We start from the raw sequence: 17,189 nt of genomic DNA on the forward strand, positions 1-17,189 counted from the left end.
TCCCGCCTCGTCACCGCCCCGTCTGGCGTCCCGTCCGCGCCTCAGCGCCGCCGGTGAGGGGCTATCTACGGATACCATCAAACACCCGCAAGAGGGAATTTCGAAAAACTTGCGATTTTTGTGAGGGAACAGGCCAAGCAACTGAAATATATATGTTTTATAGCGCGATTTTCTACCTGCGCCTCGTTTGAGCCTTGGGCGGCGCACGGAATCATGGGAGCTCGAAGGGGCCAGATGCCCCCTCGCAGCGAGTCTTCCCCGGCGTCACCCCGGAGCTCAGCCATGATATGGGTATTCGACGCCAGATCGCGCCGCGACAGCGGCAAGCTAATCGCAACCGCACGCTCCAGCGAAGCGCCTGTCGGTGTCATGATGTCAGGAGAACCGTGGCAGCCCGTAGGGGAATCGAACCCCTCTTTCCAGGTTGAAAACCTGGCGTCCTAACCGATAGACGAACGGGCCACTCTTGGTGCCGCGCTACGTAGTCCAGCCCCGCGGGTCGCGCAAGCCCTCGTCGCATCGGACACGACAGAAATTTCGCTCTTCCTTCGAGCGGCGCATGTCTGTCAGTCTTGGGGGAGGAATGGCAGCCCGTAGGGGAATCGAACCCCTCTTTCCAGGTTGAAAACCTGGCGTCCTAACCGATAGACGAACGGGCCACTCTGGGTGGGACGTTTAGGAAAAGCCGTCGCCGCGTGCAAGAGGGAAAATCACGTCCCCGAAGGCGCGGCGTCCTCAACGCGCAGCTGGACCGAGCGCCTGCCCTGCCATTCATTCAGCTCGAGCCGCCCGGCGACGTGGAAGCGCTTGCCGCCATGCGCCATCAGCGCCTCTCCGAGAGGCCCGTCGAAGGCGCCGAAGGCGATCGCGTCGAGCCGCGCGCCGAGCCCGTCGCCGAGCGACAGCTTCAGATGGCTCTCGCCGACGCGCTTGGCGAATCCGACCTGCGCATCGGCGACGGCGAAGCGCGGCGCGCTTGCGCCCGCGCCGAAGGGACCTGCATTCTCGAGCGCCTCGATCAGGTCGAGACCGGCCGCGCCTGGCATCAGCATCCCGTCGAGCCGCAAATCCGCCGCGCCCCCCTGCCCCGCGCCCTGCCTGGCCAGCCGCTCCGTCAGCGCCGCCATTGCCTCGTCCAGGCAGTCCCGCGCCACGGTCAGGCCCGCGGCCATCTTGTGCCCGCCGCCCTTGAGCAAGAGCCCGTCCGCGGCGAGCCTCTGGATCGCGTGGCCGAGATCGACGCCGGCCACCGACCGCCCGGAGCCCTTACCCTCGTCGCCGTCGAGACCGATCACCACCGCCGGGCGGTTGGTCAGTTCCTTCAGCCGCGACGCCACGATGCCGACCACGCCGGGATGCCAGCCCTCGCCCGCGGCCCAGACGAGCGGCGCATCGAGCCCGCGTGTCTCCGCCTGCGCCAAGGCGGCCGCGCGCACCGCCGCTTCGACCTCGCGGCGTTCGGTGTTGAGCGCATCGAGCCGTTCGGCCATCGCCTGCGCCGCATGCGGATCGGTCTCGGCCAGAAGCCGCGCGCCGAGATCGGCCTTGCCGATCCGGCCCCCCGCATTGACGCGCGGGCCCAGCACATACCCCAGGTGATAGGCATTGGGCGCGCTTTCGAGCCGCGCCACGTCGGAGAGCGCCACGAGCCCCGGACGGGCGCGCCGTCCCATCACCGCCAGCCCCTGCCGAACAAAGGCGCGATTCACGCCGCGCAGGGGCGCGACATCGGCGACGGTGGCCAAGGCGACGAGGTCGAGCATCGACATCAGGTCCGGTCCCGCCCGCCCCGCCTCGCGCAACTGCCGCCCGCATTCGACCAGCATCAGGAAGACGACGGCGGCGGCGCAGAGATGAGCCAGCGCGCCATCCTCGTCCTGCCGGTTCGGATTGACCACGGCCAAGGCCTCGGGCAGCGTCTCGCCGCCAAGATGGTGGTCGAGGATCACCACATCCGCACCTTTGGCCGCCGCGACGGGGCCGTGGCTGAGCGTGCCGCAATCGACGCAGATGATCAGGTCGTGACGGGCGGCGAGCTCGGCCATGGCGGGCTCATTGGGGCCGTAGCCCTCGTCGATCCGGTCGGGCACGTAGAGCGTCACGCCCTGCCCCTGCTGCCGGAACCAGTCGATCAGCAAGGCCGCAGAGCTGCCGCCATCGACATCGTAATCGGCGAAGATCGCCACGCGCTCGCGCTTCGCGACGCTTCGCAGGACGCGGGCGGCCGCGGTCTCCATGTCGCGCAGGCTGCGGGGATCGGGCAGGAGATCGCGGAGTTTCGGCTCGAGATAGAGGCTCGCCTCCTCGCAGGGCACGCCGAGACGGGCCAGAACCCGGCAGAGCGCATCCGAGAGGCCGGTCTGCTGCACGAGCGTTTCCGCCGCGCGCTCGGTCTCGGTGTCGGGCCCGACCCAGCGGCGGCCGGTCAGCGAGGCGGAAATGCCGAGAAAGCTCATGACAACGCCCCGAGGATCTGGTCGACGGACCGGGCGGTGCAGAACTCGCCATGCAGATGCGACACGGCGGCCTCGTGAATGGCCTGCGGCGCTGGCGATACGACCGCGTCGGACCAGCCGGTATCGGCATTGGCCGCGAAGGCTGCACAGGCGTCATGCGCGAGCGTGACCTCGAAGCCCAAGTTGGCCGCCATCCGCGTTGTGGTCGAGACGCAATGCGGGGTTGTCAGACCGCAGATGACGAGCGTCTCGATCCCGGCGGCTCGAAGCTCCGCCTCGAGATCGGTGCCGATGAAGGCGCTGTTCACCGATTTCTCGATCACCGGCTCGCCCTTGGACGGCGCAAGCTCCGGCAGGAATTCCGCCCCCGGTCCCGGCGCCAGCGGGCTGCCCGCGTCGCGGCTCAGGTGCCGGACATGCCAGAGCGGAGCCGCGCGGTCGCGCCAGGCGTCCAGAAGACGCCCGGCCTGCGCCTCGGCCTCGGGATTGTTGCGCGCGCCCCAGACGGGATCGCGGAAGCCGCGCTGGAAATCGATCAGGATCAGGGCTGCGCTGCGCGCCATCCGCTCACCGGGTCGGGTTGCGATAGATCATCCGGCGGACCGATCCGGTCTTCGAGCGCATCAGGATCGTCTCCGTGGTCAGGTACCCGACCTCGCGCTTGATCCCCGAAAGGAGCGACCCGCTGGTCACGCCGGTCGCGGCGAAGATCACGTCCTCGGTCACCATGTCGTCGCGGGAGTAGATCCGGTCGAGATCGGTGATGCCCGCCTTGGCCGCACGATCGCGCTCGTCATCGTTGCGGAACATCAGGCGGCCCCACATCTGGCCCCCCATGCATTTCAGCGCCGAGGCGGCAAGAACGCCCTCGGGCGCGCCGCCCGCCCCCATATACATGTCGATGCCCGTCGTGCCCGGCTCGGCGGCGTGCATCACGCCCGCAACGTCGCCATCGGTGATCAGCCGGATCGCGGCACCGGTGGCGCGCACCTCGGCGATCATGTCCTCGTGCCGGGGACGCTCCAGGATGCAGACGGTGATGTCGGAGGCCGCGCAGTTCTTGGCGCGGGCCAGGGCTTCGACGCGCTCCTTCGGGCTCATGTCGAGGCTGACCACGTCGGTCGCGTAGCCCGGACCAACCGCGAGCTTGTCCATGTAGACATCGGGCGCGTGCAGCATCGAGCCGCGCGGGCCCATCGCGATCACGGTCAGGGCGTTCGGCATGTCCTTTGCGGTCAGGGTCGTGCCTTCGAGCGGATCGAGCGCGATATCGACGCCGGGACCGTCACCGGTGCCGACCTCTTCGCCGATATAGAGCATCGGCGCCTCGTCGCGCTCACCCTCGCCGATCACAACCACGCCGGCGATATCGAGCATGTTGAGCTGGGTCCGCATCGCGTTGACCGCCGCCTGATCGGCGGCCTTCTCGTCACCGCGCCCGATCAGGTTGGCCGAGGCGATGGCCGCCGCCTCCGACACCCGGGCCAGGCCCAGCGACAACATGCGGTCTTTGAATTCCGTGGAACCCATCTGCTCGTCCCTCTCGCGCTTTTCTTCCTCTTGCCGCAGCCGTGCCCGAGGCGCAAGCGCGGGACCACGCGGTTCTGTCGCTAACATCTCCGGGGCATGGGGGCAGGCCCCGCTCAGAGCCCTGCCAGATGCGCCGCCCGCAGGCAGAGCCTATCCACGTCCCGGCTCATCAGCACCGCGCCCGAGATCACCGTCCGCACGGGCACCCACGCGGCCTCTTCGGCATCGTCGGCCGCTCTCGCGATACCGGTCGGATCGGCGCAAAAAAACGCCTCGAGATCGTAATGGAAGCCTTCGCGGATGACCTCGACGGCGCCGATCCGGCGCGGATCGCGGGCCGTGATGCCGGTTTCTTCGTGAAGTTCGCGCAGAGCGCAGGCGCTCCCCGTTTCGCCGGGCTCGCATTTGCCGCCGGGAAAACCCCAGAGCCCCGCATCGGGCCGGTTCGAGCGCCTGACCAGAAGCACCGCGCCGTCGCGGATCACCACCGCGAGCGCCGCGAGCGTCGGTTCAGACACGCTCGATCCGAAGCGCCACCGGCTCGCTCGCCACGACCCCGGTCCGGGCCATCGCCGCCAGCGCCTCGTCGAGCGCGGAGCGCGTCGTGCGATGGGTCACGATCAGGACGGGGGCGGTTTCATCGACATGATCGTATTGCCGCATACGATTGATCGAGATCCCGGCATCGCCGAGGCAGGTCGCCACCTTGGCCAGCGCGCCCGGACGATCGAGCAGCGCCATGCGCAGGTAATAGGGCGCGGGCGTCGCGGTTGCCGCAGCCGCCACGGGTGCCAGCGAGCTTGCCGCCTGACCGAAGGTCGAGACCCGTGTGCCGCGCGCGATGTCGATCACGTCGCCCATCACAGCGCTGGCGGTCGGTCCCTCTCCGGCCCCTGCCCCGCGCATCACGATCTGGCCGACCTGGTCGCCCTCGATCACCACCATGTTGGTGCCGCCGACAAGCTGTCCGAGCGGCGAGGTCTCGGGCACGAGGCACGGCGCCATGCGCTGCTCGAGACCGCGTCCGGTCATCTGGCTGACGCCCAGGAGCTTGATCTTGTAGCCCATGTCGCCCGCCTGGCGGATGTCGTCGATCGAGACCTGGCCGATGCCTTCAAGTGCGACACCGGCGAAGTTCACCTGCGTGCCGAAGGCGATGGAGGCGAGGAGCGACAGCTTGTGGCCCGCATCGATCCCGCCCACGTCCAGCTCCGGATCGGCTTCGAGATAGCCCAGCGCATCGGCCTCGGCGAAGGCCTCCTCGTAGGTGAGACCGGCGCCCTCCATCCGGGTGAGGATGTAGTTGCAGGTGCCGTTCATCACGCCCAGGACGCGCTCGATCTGGTTGCCCGCAAGCCCCTCGGTCAGCGCCTTGATGACCGGGATGCCGCCCGCCACAGCCGCCTCGAAGCGCAGGACCGAGCCTGCCTCTTCGGCAGCGAGCGCCAGCGCCTGGCCGTGATGGGCGAGCATCGCCTTGTTGGCAGTGACGACGTCCTTGCCCGCGGCGATGGCCGCCTCGGTCGCGGCCTTGGCCGGGCCGTCGGAGCCACCCATGAGTTCGACGAAGACGTCGACATCGTCCCGGGTCGCGAGCGCGACCGGATCATCTTCCCAGGCATAATCAGAGAGGCTCACGCCGCGATCCTTGTCGCGATTGCGGGCCGAAACCGCCGTGACCACGACGGGCCGCCCGGCGCGATGCGCCAGAAGCTCGGCCTTCTGCCGCACGATCTTGACGACCCCGGCACCAACGGTGCCAAGTCCCGCGATGCCAAGGCGCAACGGGTCGGACATGGAGGAGCTTCCTTCTTACGGCACGATCTGCCGCGCGCTCTAGCCGGTCTGGGATGGGTCTGCAACGGGGCGGGAGACGCCGCGCCGCATCCGCGCCTTCGTGGCCGCATCGACCACCGGTGCCTGAAGCCGCGCCGCCCGCGCACGAAGCTCAGCGGCCCGTGCCGAGACCGAGGCCGTCTCGGCCTCGGTCGCGCGCGGCGGCGGACCGGCGAGCAGCGTCTCGATCGGCACGAGATCGGGCCAGGGCGCGTTGGCCACGTCTGCGCTTCGCGCCGCGTCGAGCTCGGGGAATTGCGTGCAGGCCGCGAGCGTCAGCGCCAGTGCCGTGGCAAGCGCCCCGCCCCGCCGCGCGGGCCAAAGCCGCATCACCGGTGTTCCTGAATGCTCTCGAGATAGGTCACGAGCGCCACCAGCTTGACCGGGGTCGGCGTGGCCTTTCCGTCACCGCTGTCGAAGGGCACGAGATCGCCCGAGAGCAGCTCGCCAAACTCCGGCATCGCCGGGCCGCCAAGATCGGAGCGCGCATAGCCGTCGACGATCGACATGACCTTGGCGCGCGGGAACCTGTCGCCGTGGCGCAGCGAGATCAGCGTCAGGTCCTTGGGCGGCTTCGCCATCGAGCGCGCCATCCGACCGTCGCCCTTGGCGCTTTCGCCGTGGCAGACCGCGCAATATTGCAAAAAGAGCGCCCGCCCGTCCGATTGCTCCGGCATCGCCGTCACCGGCCCGCCTTCCGGAACGCATCCGGCCAGACCCGTCGCCGCGATCACCGCGAGCGCCCCCGCTTTCAGACCCGCTGTCAGTCGTGCCATGCTTTTTTTCTCCGCTGCCCTTCTGTTGTCCTAGATCTCTGACGCCGCAGACCCGCTTTCGCAACCCCCGTCTCCCACAAGATGGCGGTGACATGCCGCGCGAAGCGGTCTAGAGCGACCCGGCGCTGCGAAAGGATCCGACATGACCCATCCCGCCCTCATCATGCTGGCCGCCGGTTTCGGCATTCCGGTGCTTGCCGCTCTGAACGGCTCTCTCGGGCGGATCATCGGCTCGCCCGCGGCGGCGGCGCTGATCCTCTTCTGCGTCGCGCTGGCGACGACGGCGGTCGTGCTTCTGGTGGTGGGCCCCGGAGCGCTCAAAGATGTCACCGCCGCGCCCAAGCACCTTTTCGCGGGCGGGCTGTTCGTGGCCTTCTACGTGCTCTCGGTCACCTATATCGCGCCGAGCTTCGGCGTCGGGAACGCGGTGTTCTTCGTTCTGATCGGCCAGTTGATCTCGTCGGCGCTGATCGACCATTTCGGTCTTTTCGGGAACCGCGTCACCGCCTTCGACCTGACCCGAGCCACGGGAATCGCGGTCATGGCGATCGGCGTCTGGATCACCCAGCGCGCCGCCTGAGCCCTAGTTCAGAACGAGATTCGACACCGCGCCGCGGATGACGCTCTTGGTGTCGTCGCTGTCGGCGGAGACCGCAAGACCGACCAGCCGCTCCGGCGCGCCGCCGAACGCGCGTTCGTGGTCCGCGGCGAGATCGACGCTTTCGGAGGCCTGCCCCGTCCCGGCGCCATTCAGGACAACCGTCTTGCCGCGATCGCCGAGATAGGGGCTCGGCAGCACCGAGCCGGGCGCCGACTGGCCGCCCCAGACATAGACCAGCACCCGCGCTTCGGCGGCATCGAGCAGCTTGCGGATCGGAGCGCCCGAGAGCTCGCGCGCGACGGTTTCGGGCAGGAAGACGAAATAGAGCGCCAGGTCGCGGTCGTCGCCGCCCTTCTTGGTAAGATCGGTCGCCGGAACGCCCTCGGTCACGCTCCAGTCCCAAGAGGCCGCGCGCGCGCCCCAATCCGCCTCGGGCAGCGCTAGCCAGGTGAGCGACACCGTGCCTTCGGAGACCACGTCGAGCGTCGCGCCCTCGTGGTCGAAATCATTGGCCGAGAAGAGCGAGAAGCGCTGGTGCTCCCAGCGGTCATCGAAGCTGACGGCGCCCGCATAAGCGGATGGCGCGACGGCAAGCGAGAGGGCGACGGCGAGGATGGGGCAAAAGCGCATGGCACGATCTCCGAAAGAACTAACAGCGAGCCTAGCGTTGACGGTCCTTTCGTCACCGCACCTTTTGGTGAGGGTGCGCGATCCGACCTGTGCGGGGTGCGCCCTTAGACGATCTCTTCCTCTTCGAAGCGGAAGGATCCGGCCTCGAGCGGGTTGGTCAGGTTGGAGAGCGTGATCTGCGAGCCGTCGTTGAGCGCGATCACTAGCGTGTTGTTGGCCACCGTCTGGCTTTCGACCTCGAGCGTCTCGCCCGGAGGCGCCGTGAAGACCAGAAGATCGGCGTCGGGATCGAAATCGTCGATCCACACATCGCCGTAGACCTCGAACTCGTCCGCACCCGCGCCGCCGCTGGCCACATCGCTGTCGCCCACGATCAGCGTGTCGTCGCCATCGCTGCCATAGAGCCGGTCATAGTCGCTGTCCGGGCTGCCATCGTCGGTGCCGCCGTTGACGAGATCGTTGCCCGCCCCGCCGGTCAGCAGGTCGGAGCCTGTGCCGCCGATCAGCGTGTCGTTGCCGTCGCGGCCATTCAGAAGATCGTCCCCGGCGTCGCCGTCCAGACGGTCCGCGCCCGCCCCGGCATCAAGGGTGTCATCCCCGCCGAGCCCGTAAAGCTCGTCGTCGCCATCGGTCCCCAGAAGCGACAGCGGCGATTCCGCGTCAGGCTCCACGACCTCGACCGGCTCGTCGATCTCGTCGCCCGTGTCGTCATCGTCACTGGAGTTGAAATCGAAGAAATCCATCGCCGCGCCGAAGGGCAGCATGGCGAAGGCGGCGATCAGAAGTTCCATCGGGATGGTCGGCATGGTTCGGCTCGGATGTGACCTCGGTTCCGCGCACCCTGCCCGCAAAAAGTGAAGAAATTGGGTTCGATTTGAGGAGAATAGAGGCGCTCAGCCGTGAATCGTCCCGGCCTCCAGACGAATCTGCCGGTCCATCCGTGCCGCAAGGTCGAGATTATGCGTCGCGATGAGCGCCGCGAGTCCGGTCTCGCGGACGAGACCCAGGAGCGCCTCGAAGACCGTGTCCGAGGTTGCGGGATCGAGGTTGCCGGTCGGCTCGTCGGCCAAAAGCAGGCGCGGCGCATTTGCCAAAGCCCGGCAGAAGGCAACGCGCTGCTGCTCGCCTCCGGACATCGCTGCCGGGCGGTGATCCGCGCGCGCTGCAAGCCCGACCTGCGCCAGAAGCTGCCCGGCCCGCGCCTCGGCCTCGGGACGCGGCGTGCCGTTGGCGAGCTGCGGCAGCAGCACGTTCTCCGCCGCCGTGAACTCCGGCAGGAGGTGGTGGAACTGGTAGACGAAGCCCACCTGGTTCCGGCGCACCTGCGTGCGGCGACGGTCCGAGAGACCCGTCATGTCCTCGCCGCCGATCTCGACGCCGCCGCTGTCGGGCGTGTCGAGCAGCCCCGCGATATGCAGAAGCGTCGACTTGCCCGCGCCCGAAGGCGCGACAAGCGCCACCAGCTCGCCCGGCGCGAGCGTCAGGTCGACCTCGTGCAGGACCTGAACCTCGTTCGGCAAGCCCTTGTTGTAGCCCTTGGAAATCCCCGACAGCCTGAGCGCCGCATTACTCATAGCGCAAGGCCTCCACCGGGTTCATCCGCGCCGCCCGGCGCGCCGGGAAGATGGTGACGACGAAGGACAGACCCAGCGACAGGCTCACCGCCTTGACGATGTCCCAGAACTGCAGCTTCGCGGGCAGCTGGTAGAGCCCGCGCACCTGGGGGTCCCAGACGCCGCCGCCGGCCACGTAGTTCACGAAAGAGAAGATCGGGTCGATATAGATCGCGAAGAGACAGCCGAGGATCACCCCGCAGATCGTCCCGATCACCCCGGTGAACGCGCCGCAGATGAAAAAGACCCGCAGAACCGCGCCCTCGGTCAGCCCCATCGTGCGCAGGATGCCGATATCGCGTCCCTTGTTCTTCACCAGCATGATCAGGCCCGAGACGATGTTCATCGCCGCGATGAGGACGAGGATCGACAGGATCACGAACATCACGTTGTCCTCGATCTCGAGCGCGCGCAGGAACCCGCCCGAGGCGTCCTTCCAGGTCCAGACAAGCGCCCCCTCGCCCGCCGCCGCGAGGATCGGCGGCACCATCGCGGTCACCGCGTCGGGATCGGAGAGCATGACCTCGATCTCGTCGGCGCGGCCTTCACGGTTGAAATAGAGCTGCGCCTCGGAAAACGGCATGTAGATGCGGGTCCGGTCGATGTCGTAGCGCCCGGCGGTGAAGACCCAGACGACCTCGTAGGATACGACGCGCGGCGAGGTCCCGAAGGCCGTCTTCACGCCGTCGGGCGAGATCAGCTTGACCTGATCGCCGACCCCGACGCCCAGCTCGCGCGCGACACCCGAGCCGATGGCGATGCCCTCGTCGAACCGGTCGAGATCGCCCTGCGAGGTCTCCGGATCGACGATGCGCGGCAGGGTCATCAGGTCGCCATCGGAGATCCCGAAAAGCTCCACCCCCGCGTTGCGCCCCTGCGCGCTTGCCATGACCTGCCCCCGGATCAGGGGAGCCGCCCGCGTCACGCCCTCGACCGCCGCCACGCGGTCGGCGACCTCGCGGAACGGCCCGATCGAGCGGTCGACCCGGCCCTGGGCATCGTAGCTTCCGGCGGAATAGACGGTGACATGGGCGTTCGCGCCGAGGATCGTGTCGACGAACTCGGCCCGGAACCCCGAACGGACGGCCAGCGTGGCGATCAAGGCGAAGACCGCAAGCGTGATGCCGATCAGGCTGATCCACGTCATCACGCTGACGCCGCCCTCGGCGCGGCGCGCCCGGAGGTAGCGCCAGGCGATCATCCACTCGAACGGGGCGAAGGGCGCGGTGCGTCCGGCCATCGGCTCTGCCTCTGCTCACGTGCCCGTCCTGATGCGGGCTCAGGCGGGATAAGTGACCGCTCGGCTGGCCCGGGTCAAGCGCGGGCGACTTGTTCGTGTCCGGCCGCCACCCTAGCTCTGCCTGAGCAAAAGGAGACACTCATGGCCCATATCCTCGTGATCGGCGCCAGCAAAGGCATTGGGCGCGCAGCCGTCGAGCGCGGGCTGGAGCTTGGCCACCAGGTCCGCGCCTTCTCGCGCGGCGCGGCGGAGATGACGCTCGAGCACCCGGCGCTTGAACTCTGCCCGGGCGATGCGACCAGGCCCGAGGATCTGGAGCCCGCGCTTCAGGGCGTGGACGCGGTCATTCTCTGCCTCGGAATAAAGGAGACGCCTGCCATGCTCTGGCAGAAAGTCACCTTGTTTTCAGACGCCACCGCCGCGCTCTTGCCGCTGATGGAGGCCACCGGGTCGAAGCGGCTGATCGCCGTCACCGGCATCGGTGCGGGCGACAGTCGGCAGGCGCTGTCGTCGATCGAGCGCGCGGGCCATTGGGCGCTTCTCGGGCGGCCCTATGCCGACAAGACCCGGCAGGAAGAGATGATCCGCGCCTCCGGACTCGACTGGACGCTCGCGCGCCCGGTGATCCTGACACGCGGGGCCCGGACAGAACGCTACCGCGTTTTGCGCGAGCCGTCGGACTGGCGGATGGGCCTGATTTCGCGCGCCGATGTCGCCGATTTCCTGATGAAGGCGGTCGATGACGCGAGCTTGATCGGACAAGCGCCGGTCCTGAGCCGCTGATCCCTTGCGCCCTCGGCATCCCCGGCTAGGCTGATCTGAAACCTGACATCCCGACGTGCCGACGAGACCCGATGGCCCTCTTTCCCCGCATCACCGAACAGCGCATCCAGGAGGCCATGGACGACGGCGCCTTCGACAATCTTCCGGGCGAGGGCCGTCCCCTGCCCCGGACCTGGGATGGCGAAGGGCTCGACGCGATCACGGCCTTCGGCAACCGGCTGATGAAGGAGGCGGGTGTCCTGCCCGAAGAGGTGCAGCTCCGCCGCGACCTCGCCGCCGCACGCGCCGCCCGGGACGCCGCCAGCGATCCCGATGAGAAAGCGCGGCTCGACGCCCGCATTCTCGAGCTTGGCCTCCGCCACGCGGTCGCCAAAGAGACGAGGCTCCGCCGCCGCTTCTGAGCCGCGACGCTCACGCCTCTTGCCGCGCCGCGCGGCTCGGGCATACTTCGCGCCATGACCGGACCTCGCCTCACCCCGCTTGCCGCCTCGCTGCCCTCGGACGTGCCCTTCGTCGGCCCGGAACTGCAGGAGCGCGAGATGGGCCGCCCCTTCGCCGCGCGCCTCGGCGCCAACGAGAACGTCTTCGGCCCCTCGCCGCGTGCAATCGCCGCGATGCAGGAGGCGCTTCCGGAGATCTGGAAATACGCCGATTCCAGCAATCACGATCTGCGCGCCGCCCTGGCCGACGCGATGGGCGCCGCGCCGGACCAGATCGTGATCGGCAGCGGCATCGACGGCCTTCTCGGCACGCTCGTGCGGCTGCTCGTCGCCGAGGGCGACGCGGTGGTGACCTCGGACGGCGCCTATCCGACCTTCAACTACCATGTCACCGGCTTCGGCGGCACGCTGCACAAGGTGCCGTTCCGCGACGACCGCGAGGATCTCGAGGCGCTCCTGACCCGCGCCGCAGAGACAGACGCCAAGCTCGTCTACCTGTCGAACCCGGACAACCCGATGGGCTCCTGGCACACGGGCGCGGCCATCGAGGCGGCGCTCGACCGGGTCCCCGAAGGCTGCGTCCTCTGCCTCGACGAGGCCTATATCGAGTTCGCGCCCGAGGGCACCGCGCCGCGCATCGACCCCGAGGATCCGCGCGTGATCCGGTTTCGCACCTTCTCCAAGGCCTACGGGCTGGCGGGCGCCCGGGTCGGATACGGCACCGGCGCGCGGGCGCTGATCCGCGCCTTCGACAAGGTGCGCGACCATTTCGGCATGAACCGCCCCGCCCAGGCCGGGGCCTGCGCCGCGCTCGCCGACACCGACTGGATGACCGATGTCCTGTCGCGCGTCGCCGGAGCCAAGGAGCGCATCGCCGAGATCGCCCGGGCCAACGACCTGACGCCGCTGCCGTCCGCCACCAATTTCGTCACCATCGATTGCGGCGCGGATGGCGATTTCGCCCGCCGCGTCCTCACCGAGCTGGTCCAGCGCGGGGTCTTCGTGCGCATGCCGTTCCGCCCGCCGCAGGATCGCTGCATCCGGATTTCCGCCGGTCAGCCGCGCGAGCTCGACGAGTTGGAGCTGCACCTGCCCGATGCATTGGCGGCGGCGCGCCGAGCCTCGCCTCTGTGACGGAAATCACTGGCACGGGAACCGGGCCGGGGTAAGCTGACTTTACGATAGACAACCAGCAGCCCGGAGCCAGCGATGCGCGGACAAGAGCGCCCTGCCGCCCCCGATTACACCAACGCCGCCCTCATCATGGGCCTCGTGAACCTGATCTGGATCCTCGGGGTGATCTGGGTGCTCTTCGGACTGCCGCTGGTGCTTGCCATCGGATGGGGCCTGAACCGCCTGATCGACCGGATCGCCGCGCGCCGTTCCTGACCGGCTCAGCCCTCGGCGACGACCCGGGCCGCGGCGGCCACCCCGCCCTCTCCATGCGGCACGCCGAGTGCCAGAAGCCCCGCCTCGACCGTGCCCAGAAGACCCAGGATCATGTGCGCGTTCACATGACCCATATGACCGAAGCGGAAGAAGCCCTGGCCCAGGGGATCGTCCTCGTCGCTCATCCCGAGCCCGATCCCGAGCGTCACGCCTGCCTGCCGATCCGTCCACTCCCTGAGCTGCGCACCAAAAGGCTTGCCGACGCGGAGCGCGGTCACCGCGTGGCTGCGATAGGCGGGATCGGCCACGTTCAGCCGCAAAGGCCCGTCCGCGCCCCAGGTCTCGACCGCCGCCCAGATCGCGCGCGCGAGCGTCGCGTGGCGCGCCCAGACCGCCTCCATCCCCTCGGCATGGATCATGTCCAGCGCGACGCGCAGGCCGTAGAGATGATGGGTCGGCGCGGTGCCCGCGAAATACTGGTAGAAGAGCTCGGGCTCGGCGCGCGGCGTCCAGTCCCAGTAATAGCTCACCCGCGCCAGGCCCTGCCGCTGCGCCCGGGCGCGGTCGTTGAAGAAGACGAAGCCCATGCCCGGAGGCACCATCAGACCCTTCTGCGAGGCGGCGAGCATGACATCTGCGCCCCAGCCGTCCATCTCGAACATGTCGCAGCCGAGCGAGGCGATGCAATCGACCATGATCAGCGCCGGATGGCCGACCTCGTCGAGAACCGCGCGCAGCGGCGCGACATCCGACCGGATCGAGGTCGCGGTATCCACATGCACGGCGAGAACCGCCCGGATCCGACCGTCGCGATCGGCCTTGAGCGCGTCGCGCAGTCGCTCGGGATCGGCGGGCGTCTGGCGGCCGTGCTCGATCACCTCGACCTCGAGCCCCAGCCGCTCGGCCACCTCGGCCCAGCCATGCCCGAACGCGCCCGTCGCCATGACAAGCACCTTCTCGCCCGGGGCCGCGACATTCGACAGCGCCGCCTCCCACAGCCCGTGGCCGTTGCTGATATAGATCGCGACATGGCCGTCGGTGCGCGCGACCCGCTTGAGATCGGGGACCATGCCCGCGACCATGTCGATCAGCGCGCCCTCGTAGATATTGGGCGAGGCGCGATGCATGGCCTGCAGCACCGCGTCGGGAATGACCGACGGGCCGGGAATCGCGAGATAGGGACGACCATGGGCAAGCGACATCGCAGCACTCCACTCGCGATCAAGGCGCTCCGAACACGGCGCCGCCCGCGGACCCTACAACCCGCCGGGCCAAGGTCAACGTCCTCAGATGCCGCAGGGAATTCCCTTGCTCCGACGCACCCCCGGGGCTAGGTCGAAGCCCAGCGATGGACCCAGCGATGCCCGATCAGCCCCACAGCCCCGCCAAGGGCGCCACACCACGCAGACGCGCATCGGCGCCGTTCCGCATCGACGGCGACGCCACCGACCGCCGCCGGGCCCTCATGCATTACCTCTGGCGCGATCACGCCATCCTGCGACAGGGCTGGAGCAATTTCGGCGAGATCGCCCCGGGCATCTACCGCTCGAACCAGCCCACGCGCCGCCGCTTCGAGGCCTATGCGCGCATGGGCATCCGCACCGTGATCAACCTGCGGGGCCGCGAGGGCTTTCCGCATTTCCTCTTTGCCGAGGAAAGCTGCGCCGATTTCGGACTAACGCTGATCGTCGCCAAGCTGCGCGCCCGGCGCGCCTCGACGACCGAACACATCCTCGGCGTGATCGACGCGCTGCGCCAGGCCGAGCCGCCGATGCTTCTGCATTGCAAATCCGGGGCCGACCGCACCGGTCTCGCCGCCGCGATATACATCCTCGCGATCGCGGGCGGGACCGTGGACGAGGCGCGGCGTCAACTGACCCCGCGCTACCTGCATTTCCGCTCCACCGCGACCGGCATCCAGGATTACATCATCGAGGTCTATGCCGCGGCTGCCGCCCGCTCCGGGATCGGGTTCGAGGACTGGGTCCGCCGGGTCTATGACTGGGAAGAGGTCCAGGCCGGGTTCGACGCGCGCCGGAGCGCCGGGGACACCGCCGCGCGCCTCGACGACACCTCGGGGGCCAAGCCGTCATGAGCATGCTGCGCGATACCGCCGAGGACACGAGCCTGCGCGAACGCGCCGGGCTCTTCGTCTGGCTCTGGCGGCGCTACCTGTCGCGGCATTGGAAGCTCCTGATCGTCGCCGCGATCTTCATGGTGATCGAAGGCAGCATGTTCGGCGCGCTCAGCTACATGATGAAGCCGATGTTCGACCGGATCTTCGTCGGTGGGAACCCCGACCTGATCGTCTGGGTCGCGGCGATCGTCTTCGGCATCTTCCTGACCCGCGCCATCGCCAGCATCTCGCAGAAGGTCATCCTGACCCGCATCTCGCAGCAAAGCGTCGCCGATGTGCGCGCCGATCTCGTCGCGCATCTGATGCGCCTCGACGGGGCGTTCCACCAGACCTACGGACCGGGCTACCTGATGCAGCGGGTCAATGGCGACGTGGACTCGATCTCGAAGGTCTGGCGCGCGCTGATTACCGGCGCGGGCCGTGACGTGATAGCGCTCATTTCTCTGTTCAGCGTGGCCTTCGTCATCGACTGGCGCTGGACGTTGGTGGCGCTTCTGGGCGTGCCGTTCCTGCTCTTTCCGGCGCTCGTCTTGCAGCGCTTCACCCGCGGCGCGTCGCGCAAGGCGCGGGACCAGAACGCGCAGATCTCGAAACGCCTGAACGAGATCCTGCATGGGATCGTGCCGATCAAGCTCAACACGCTTGAGAAATATCACGAGCGCAGCTATCGCCGCGAGACCCGCGACCTGATCGGCATGCAGGTCCGCTCTGCCGCTGGTCAGGCCATGCTGCCCGGGCTGATCGACGTGATGTCCGGGGTGGGCTTCGTGGGCGTGCTGCTCTTCGGCGCCTCCGAGATCCTCGCGGGCGACAAGACCGTCGGCGATTTCATGGCCTTCTTCACCGCCATCGGCCTCGCCTTCGAGCCGCTCCGCCGCCTTGGCGCGATCACGGGCGTGCTGCAGGTCGCGGCGGCCGGGCTCGAGCGCCTGAAGGAGCTTTTCGACCTGCGCCCTGTCCTCAGCGATCCCGACACCCCGGTCGCGCCGCCCGAGGGCGTGCCGGAGATCACCCTGATCGGCGTCAGCGCGCATTACGGCGACAGCACGGTGCTCGACGACGTGACGCTCAAGGCCGAGGCCGGCCGGGTGACCGCCTTTGTCGGACCGTCGGGCGCCGGGAAATCGACGATCTTCAACCTCCTGACCCGGCTGCACGATCCCACCAGCGGCTCGGTCGAGATCGGCGGCGTTCCGGTCGGCGCGATGCGGCTCAAGGATCTCCGCGCGCTCTACTCGGTGGTCAGCCAGGACGCGCTCCTCTTCGACGAGACGCTGCGCGAGAACGTCGTTCTCGACAATCGCGACGTCTCCGAGGATCGCCTGAGCGCCGCGCTCGACGCCGCCCATGTGACCGATTTCCTGCCGCGCCTGTCGCGCGGGCTCGAGGCACCGGTCGGACCGCGCGGCTCGAACCTCTCCGGCGGCCAGCGCCAGCGCGTCGCCATCGCCCGGGCGCTCCTGCGCAACACCCCGATCCTGCTTCTCGACGAGGCGACCTCAGCCCTCGATGCCCAGGCCGAGGCCGAGGTGCAGGCCGCGCTCGACGCCCTGACCGAGGGCCGCACGACGCTTGTCATCGCGCACCGGCTCTCGACGATCCGCAACGCCGACAAGATCATCGTGCTCGACCAGGGCCAAATCGTCGATGAAGGCACCCATGACGAGTTGATCGGCCGCCCGGGGGTCTACGCCAATCTCTGGCGCCTGCAGTCGGACGCCTCCGAGGCGGCCGAATAAGCCATCCGCTTGCACCCGC

General features: G+C 68.5%; 19 protein-coding genes and 2 tRNA genes. 7 read left to right on the forward strand and 14 right to left on the reverse strand.

The features are described from left to right. Nucleotides 1–387: 387 nt before the first annotated feature. From ACFQ4E_RS03180 to ACFQ4E_RS03220, 9 genes are all read right to left on the reverse strand, one after another. A tRNA-Glu gene (locus tag ACFQ4E_RS03180) sits at nt 388–462 on the reverse strand. A 122-nt stretch (nt 463–584) separates the two neighbouring features. Continuing rightward, nucleotides 585–659, reverse strand: a tRNA-Glu gene (locus ACFQ4E_RS03185). Between the two features lie 51 nt (nt 660–710). Next, nucleotides 711–2,456 carry a single-stranded-DNA-specific exonuclease RecJ gene (gene recJ / locus ACFQ4E_RS03190; RefSeq protein ID WP_386801473.1) on the reverse strand — a complete coding sequence of 582 codons (1,746 nt, stop codon included), beginning with the start codon at nt 2,454–2,456 and terminating at the stop codon, nt 711–713. Next, nucleotides 2,453–3,019, reverse strand: coding sequence for a cysteine hydrolase family protein (locus tag ACFQ4E_RS03195; protein ID WP_386801474.1), 567 nt, complete (start codon nt 3,017–3,019; stop codon nt 2,453–2,455). The genes recJ and ACFQ4E_RS03195 overlap by 4 nt, the downstream gene beginning before the upstream one ends. A gap of 4 nt (nt 3,020–3,023) precedes the next feature. After that, the gene (glpX, locus tag ACFQ4E_RS03200; RefSeq protein ID WP_386801475.1) at nt 3,024–3,986 is read right to left on the reverse strand and encodes a class II fructose-bisphosphatase; all 963 of its coding nucleotides are present in this window, start codon (nt 3,984–3,986) and stop codon (nt 3,024–3,026) included. Nucleotides 3,987–4,099: 113 nt separating this feature from the next. Continuing rightward, nucleotides 4,100–4,504 carry an NUDIX domain-containing protein gene (locus tag ACFQ4E_RS03205; protein WP_386801476.1) on the reverse strand — a complete coding sequence of 135 codons (405 nt, stop codon included), beginning with the start codon at nt 4,502–4,504 and terminating at the stop codon, nt 4,100–4,102. Further along, the gene (locus tag ACFQ4E_RS03210; RefSeq protein ID WP_386801477.1) at nt 4,497–5,783 is read right to left on the reverse strand and encodes a homoserine dehydrogenase; all 1,287 of its coding nucleotides are present in this window, start codon (nt 5,781–5,783) and stop codon (nt 4,497–4,499) included. Before ACFQ4E_RS03210 ends, ACFQ4E_RS03205 begins: the two co-directional genes overlap by 8 nt. A 39-nt stretch (nt 5,784–5,822) precedes the next feature. Further along, nucleotides 5,823–6,152, reverse strand: coding sequence for a hypothetical protein (locus ACFQ4E_RS03215; RefSeq protein ID WP_386801478.1), 330 nt, complete (start codon nt 6,150–6,152; stop codon nt 5,823–5,825). Beyond that, a complete protein-coding gene (locus tag ACFQ4E_RS03220) occupies nt 6,152–6,598 on the reverse strand; it encodes a c-type cytochrome (protein WP_386801479.1) in 447 nt (148 codons plus the stop codon). The genes ACFQ4E_RS03215 and ACFQ4E_RS03220 overlap by 1 nt, the downstream gene beginning before the upstream one ends. Before the next feature lie 142 nt (nt 6,599–6,740). Here ACFQ4E_RS03220 and ACFQ4E_RS03225 point away from each other — a divergent pair, with 142 nt between their 5' ends. Beyond that, nucleotides 6,741–7,178: a DMT family transporter gene (locus ACFQ4E_RS03225; RefSeq protein WP_386801480.1), complete on the forward strand. Its 438-nt coding sequence runs from the start codon at nt 6,741–6,743 to the stop codon at nt 7,176–7,178. 3 nt (nt 7,179–7,181) lie between these two features. Here ACFQ4E_RS03225 and ACFQ4E_RS03230 read toward each other — a convergent pair whose 3' ends face one another. The 4 genes from ACFQ4E_RS03230 to ACFQ4E_RS03245 form a co-directional block, all read right to left on the reverse strand. After that, nucleotides 7,182–7,829, reverse strand: coding sequence for a DUF3047 domain-containing protein (locus ACFQ4E_RS03230; RefSeq protein ID WP_386801481.1), 648 nt, complete (start codon nt 7,827–7,829; stop codon nt 7,182–7,184). A 104-nt stretch (nt 7,830–7,933) separates the two neighbouring features. Further along, nucleotides 7,934–8,635, reverse strand: coding sequence for a calcium-binding protein (locus tag ACFQ4E_RS03235; protein ID WP_386801482.1), 702 nt, complete (start codon nt 8,633–8,635; stop codon nt 7,934–7,936). Between the two features lie 87 nt (nt 8,636–8,722). Continuing rightward, entirely contained in the window at nt 8,723–9,403 is a 681-nt protein-coding gene (locus ACFQ4E_RS03240; protein WP_386801483.1) for an ABC transporter ATP-binding protein, read from the reverse strand. Continuing rightward, nucleotides 9,396–10,682, reverse strand: a complete 1,287-nt coding sequence (locus tag ACFQ4E_RS03245; protein WP_386801484.1) for a lipoprotein-releasing ABC transporter permease subunit — start codon at nt 10,680–10,682, stop codon at nt 9,396–9,398. The genes ACFQ4E_RS03240 and ACFQ4E_RS03245 overlap by 8 nt, the downstream gene beginning before the upstream one ends. 141 nt (nt 10,683–10,823) lie before the next feature. Here ACFQ4E_RS03245 and ACFQ4E_RS03250 point away from each other — a divergent pair, with 141 nt between their 5' ends. The 4 genes from ACFQ4E_RS03250 to ACFQ4E_RS03265 all read left to right on the forward strand — a co-directional run bounded on the left by ACFQ4E_RS03250 (nt 10,824) and on the right by ACFQ4E_RS03265 (nt 13,294). Then, nucleotides 10,824–11,465, forward strand: coding sequence for an NAD(P)-dependent oxidoreductase (locus ACFQ4E_RS03250; protein WP_386801485.1), 642 nt, complete (start codon nt 10,824–10,826; stop codon nt 11,463–11,465). A gap of 71 nt (nt 11,466–11,536) precedes the next feature. Further along, nucleotides 11,537–11,866, forward strand: a complete 330-nt coding sequence (locus ACFQ4E_RS03255) for a DnaJ family domain-containing protein (protein ID WP_386801486.1) — start codon at nt 11,537–11,539, stop codon at nt 11,864–11,866. A 54-nt stretch (nt 11,867–11,920) separates the two neighbouring features. Beyond that, a complete protein-coding gene (locus ACFQ4E_RS03260) occupies nt 11,921–13,039 on the forward strand; it encodes a pyridoxal phosphate-dependent aminotransferase (RefSeq protein WP_386801487.1) in 1,119 nt (372 codons plus the stop codon). A gap of 75 nt (nt 13,040–13,114) precedes the next feature. Then, nucleotides 13,115–13,294 carry a hypothetical protein gene (locus ACFQ4E_RS03265; RefSeq protein ID WP_386801488.1) on the forward strand — a complete coding sequence of 60 codons (180 nt, stop codon included), beginning with the start codon at nt 13,115–13,117 and terminating at the stop codon, nt 13,292–13,294. A 5-nt stretch (nt 13,295–13,299) separates the two neighbouring features. Here ACFQ4E_RS03265 and ACFQ4E_RS03270 read toward each other — a convergent pair whose 3' ends face one another. Next, a complete protein-coding gene (locus ACFQ4E_RS03270) occupies nt 13,300–14,496 on the reverse strand; it encodes a pyridoxal-phosphate-dependent aminotransferase family protein (protein ID WP_386801489.1) in 1,197 nt (398 codons plus the stop codon). Nucleotides 14,497–14,654: 158 nt separating this feature from the next. On the opposite strand from ACFQ4E_RS03270, the gene ACFQ4E_RS03275 reads away from it, so the two are divergent. Beyond that, nucleotides 14,655–15,389 carry a phosphatase domain-containing protein gene (locus ACFQ4E_RS03275; protein WP_386801490.1) on the forward strand — a complete coding sequence of 245 codons (735 nt, stop codon included), beginning with the start codon at nt 14,655–14,657 and terminating at the stop codon, nt 15,387–15,389. Next, nucleotides 15,386–17,170 (forward strand): ABC transporter ATP-binding protein, encoded by a 1,785-nt coding sequence (locus ACFQ4E_RS03280; RefSeq protein ID WP_386801491.1) that lies wholly within the window; start codon nt 15,386–15,388, stop codon nt 17,168–17,170. The genes ACFQ4E_RS03275 and ACFQ4E_RS03280 overlap by 4 nt, the downstream gene beginning before the upstream one ends. Nucleotides 17,171–17,189: the final 19 nt, after the last annotated feature.

This window comes from Litorisediminicola beolgyonensis (assembly GCF_042679605.1).
GTDB classification, from domain to species: Bacteria; Pseudomonadota; Alphaproteobacteria; order Rhodobacterales; family Rhodobacteraceae; genus Litorisediminicola; species Litorisediminicola beolgyonensis.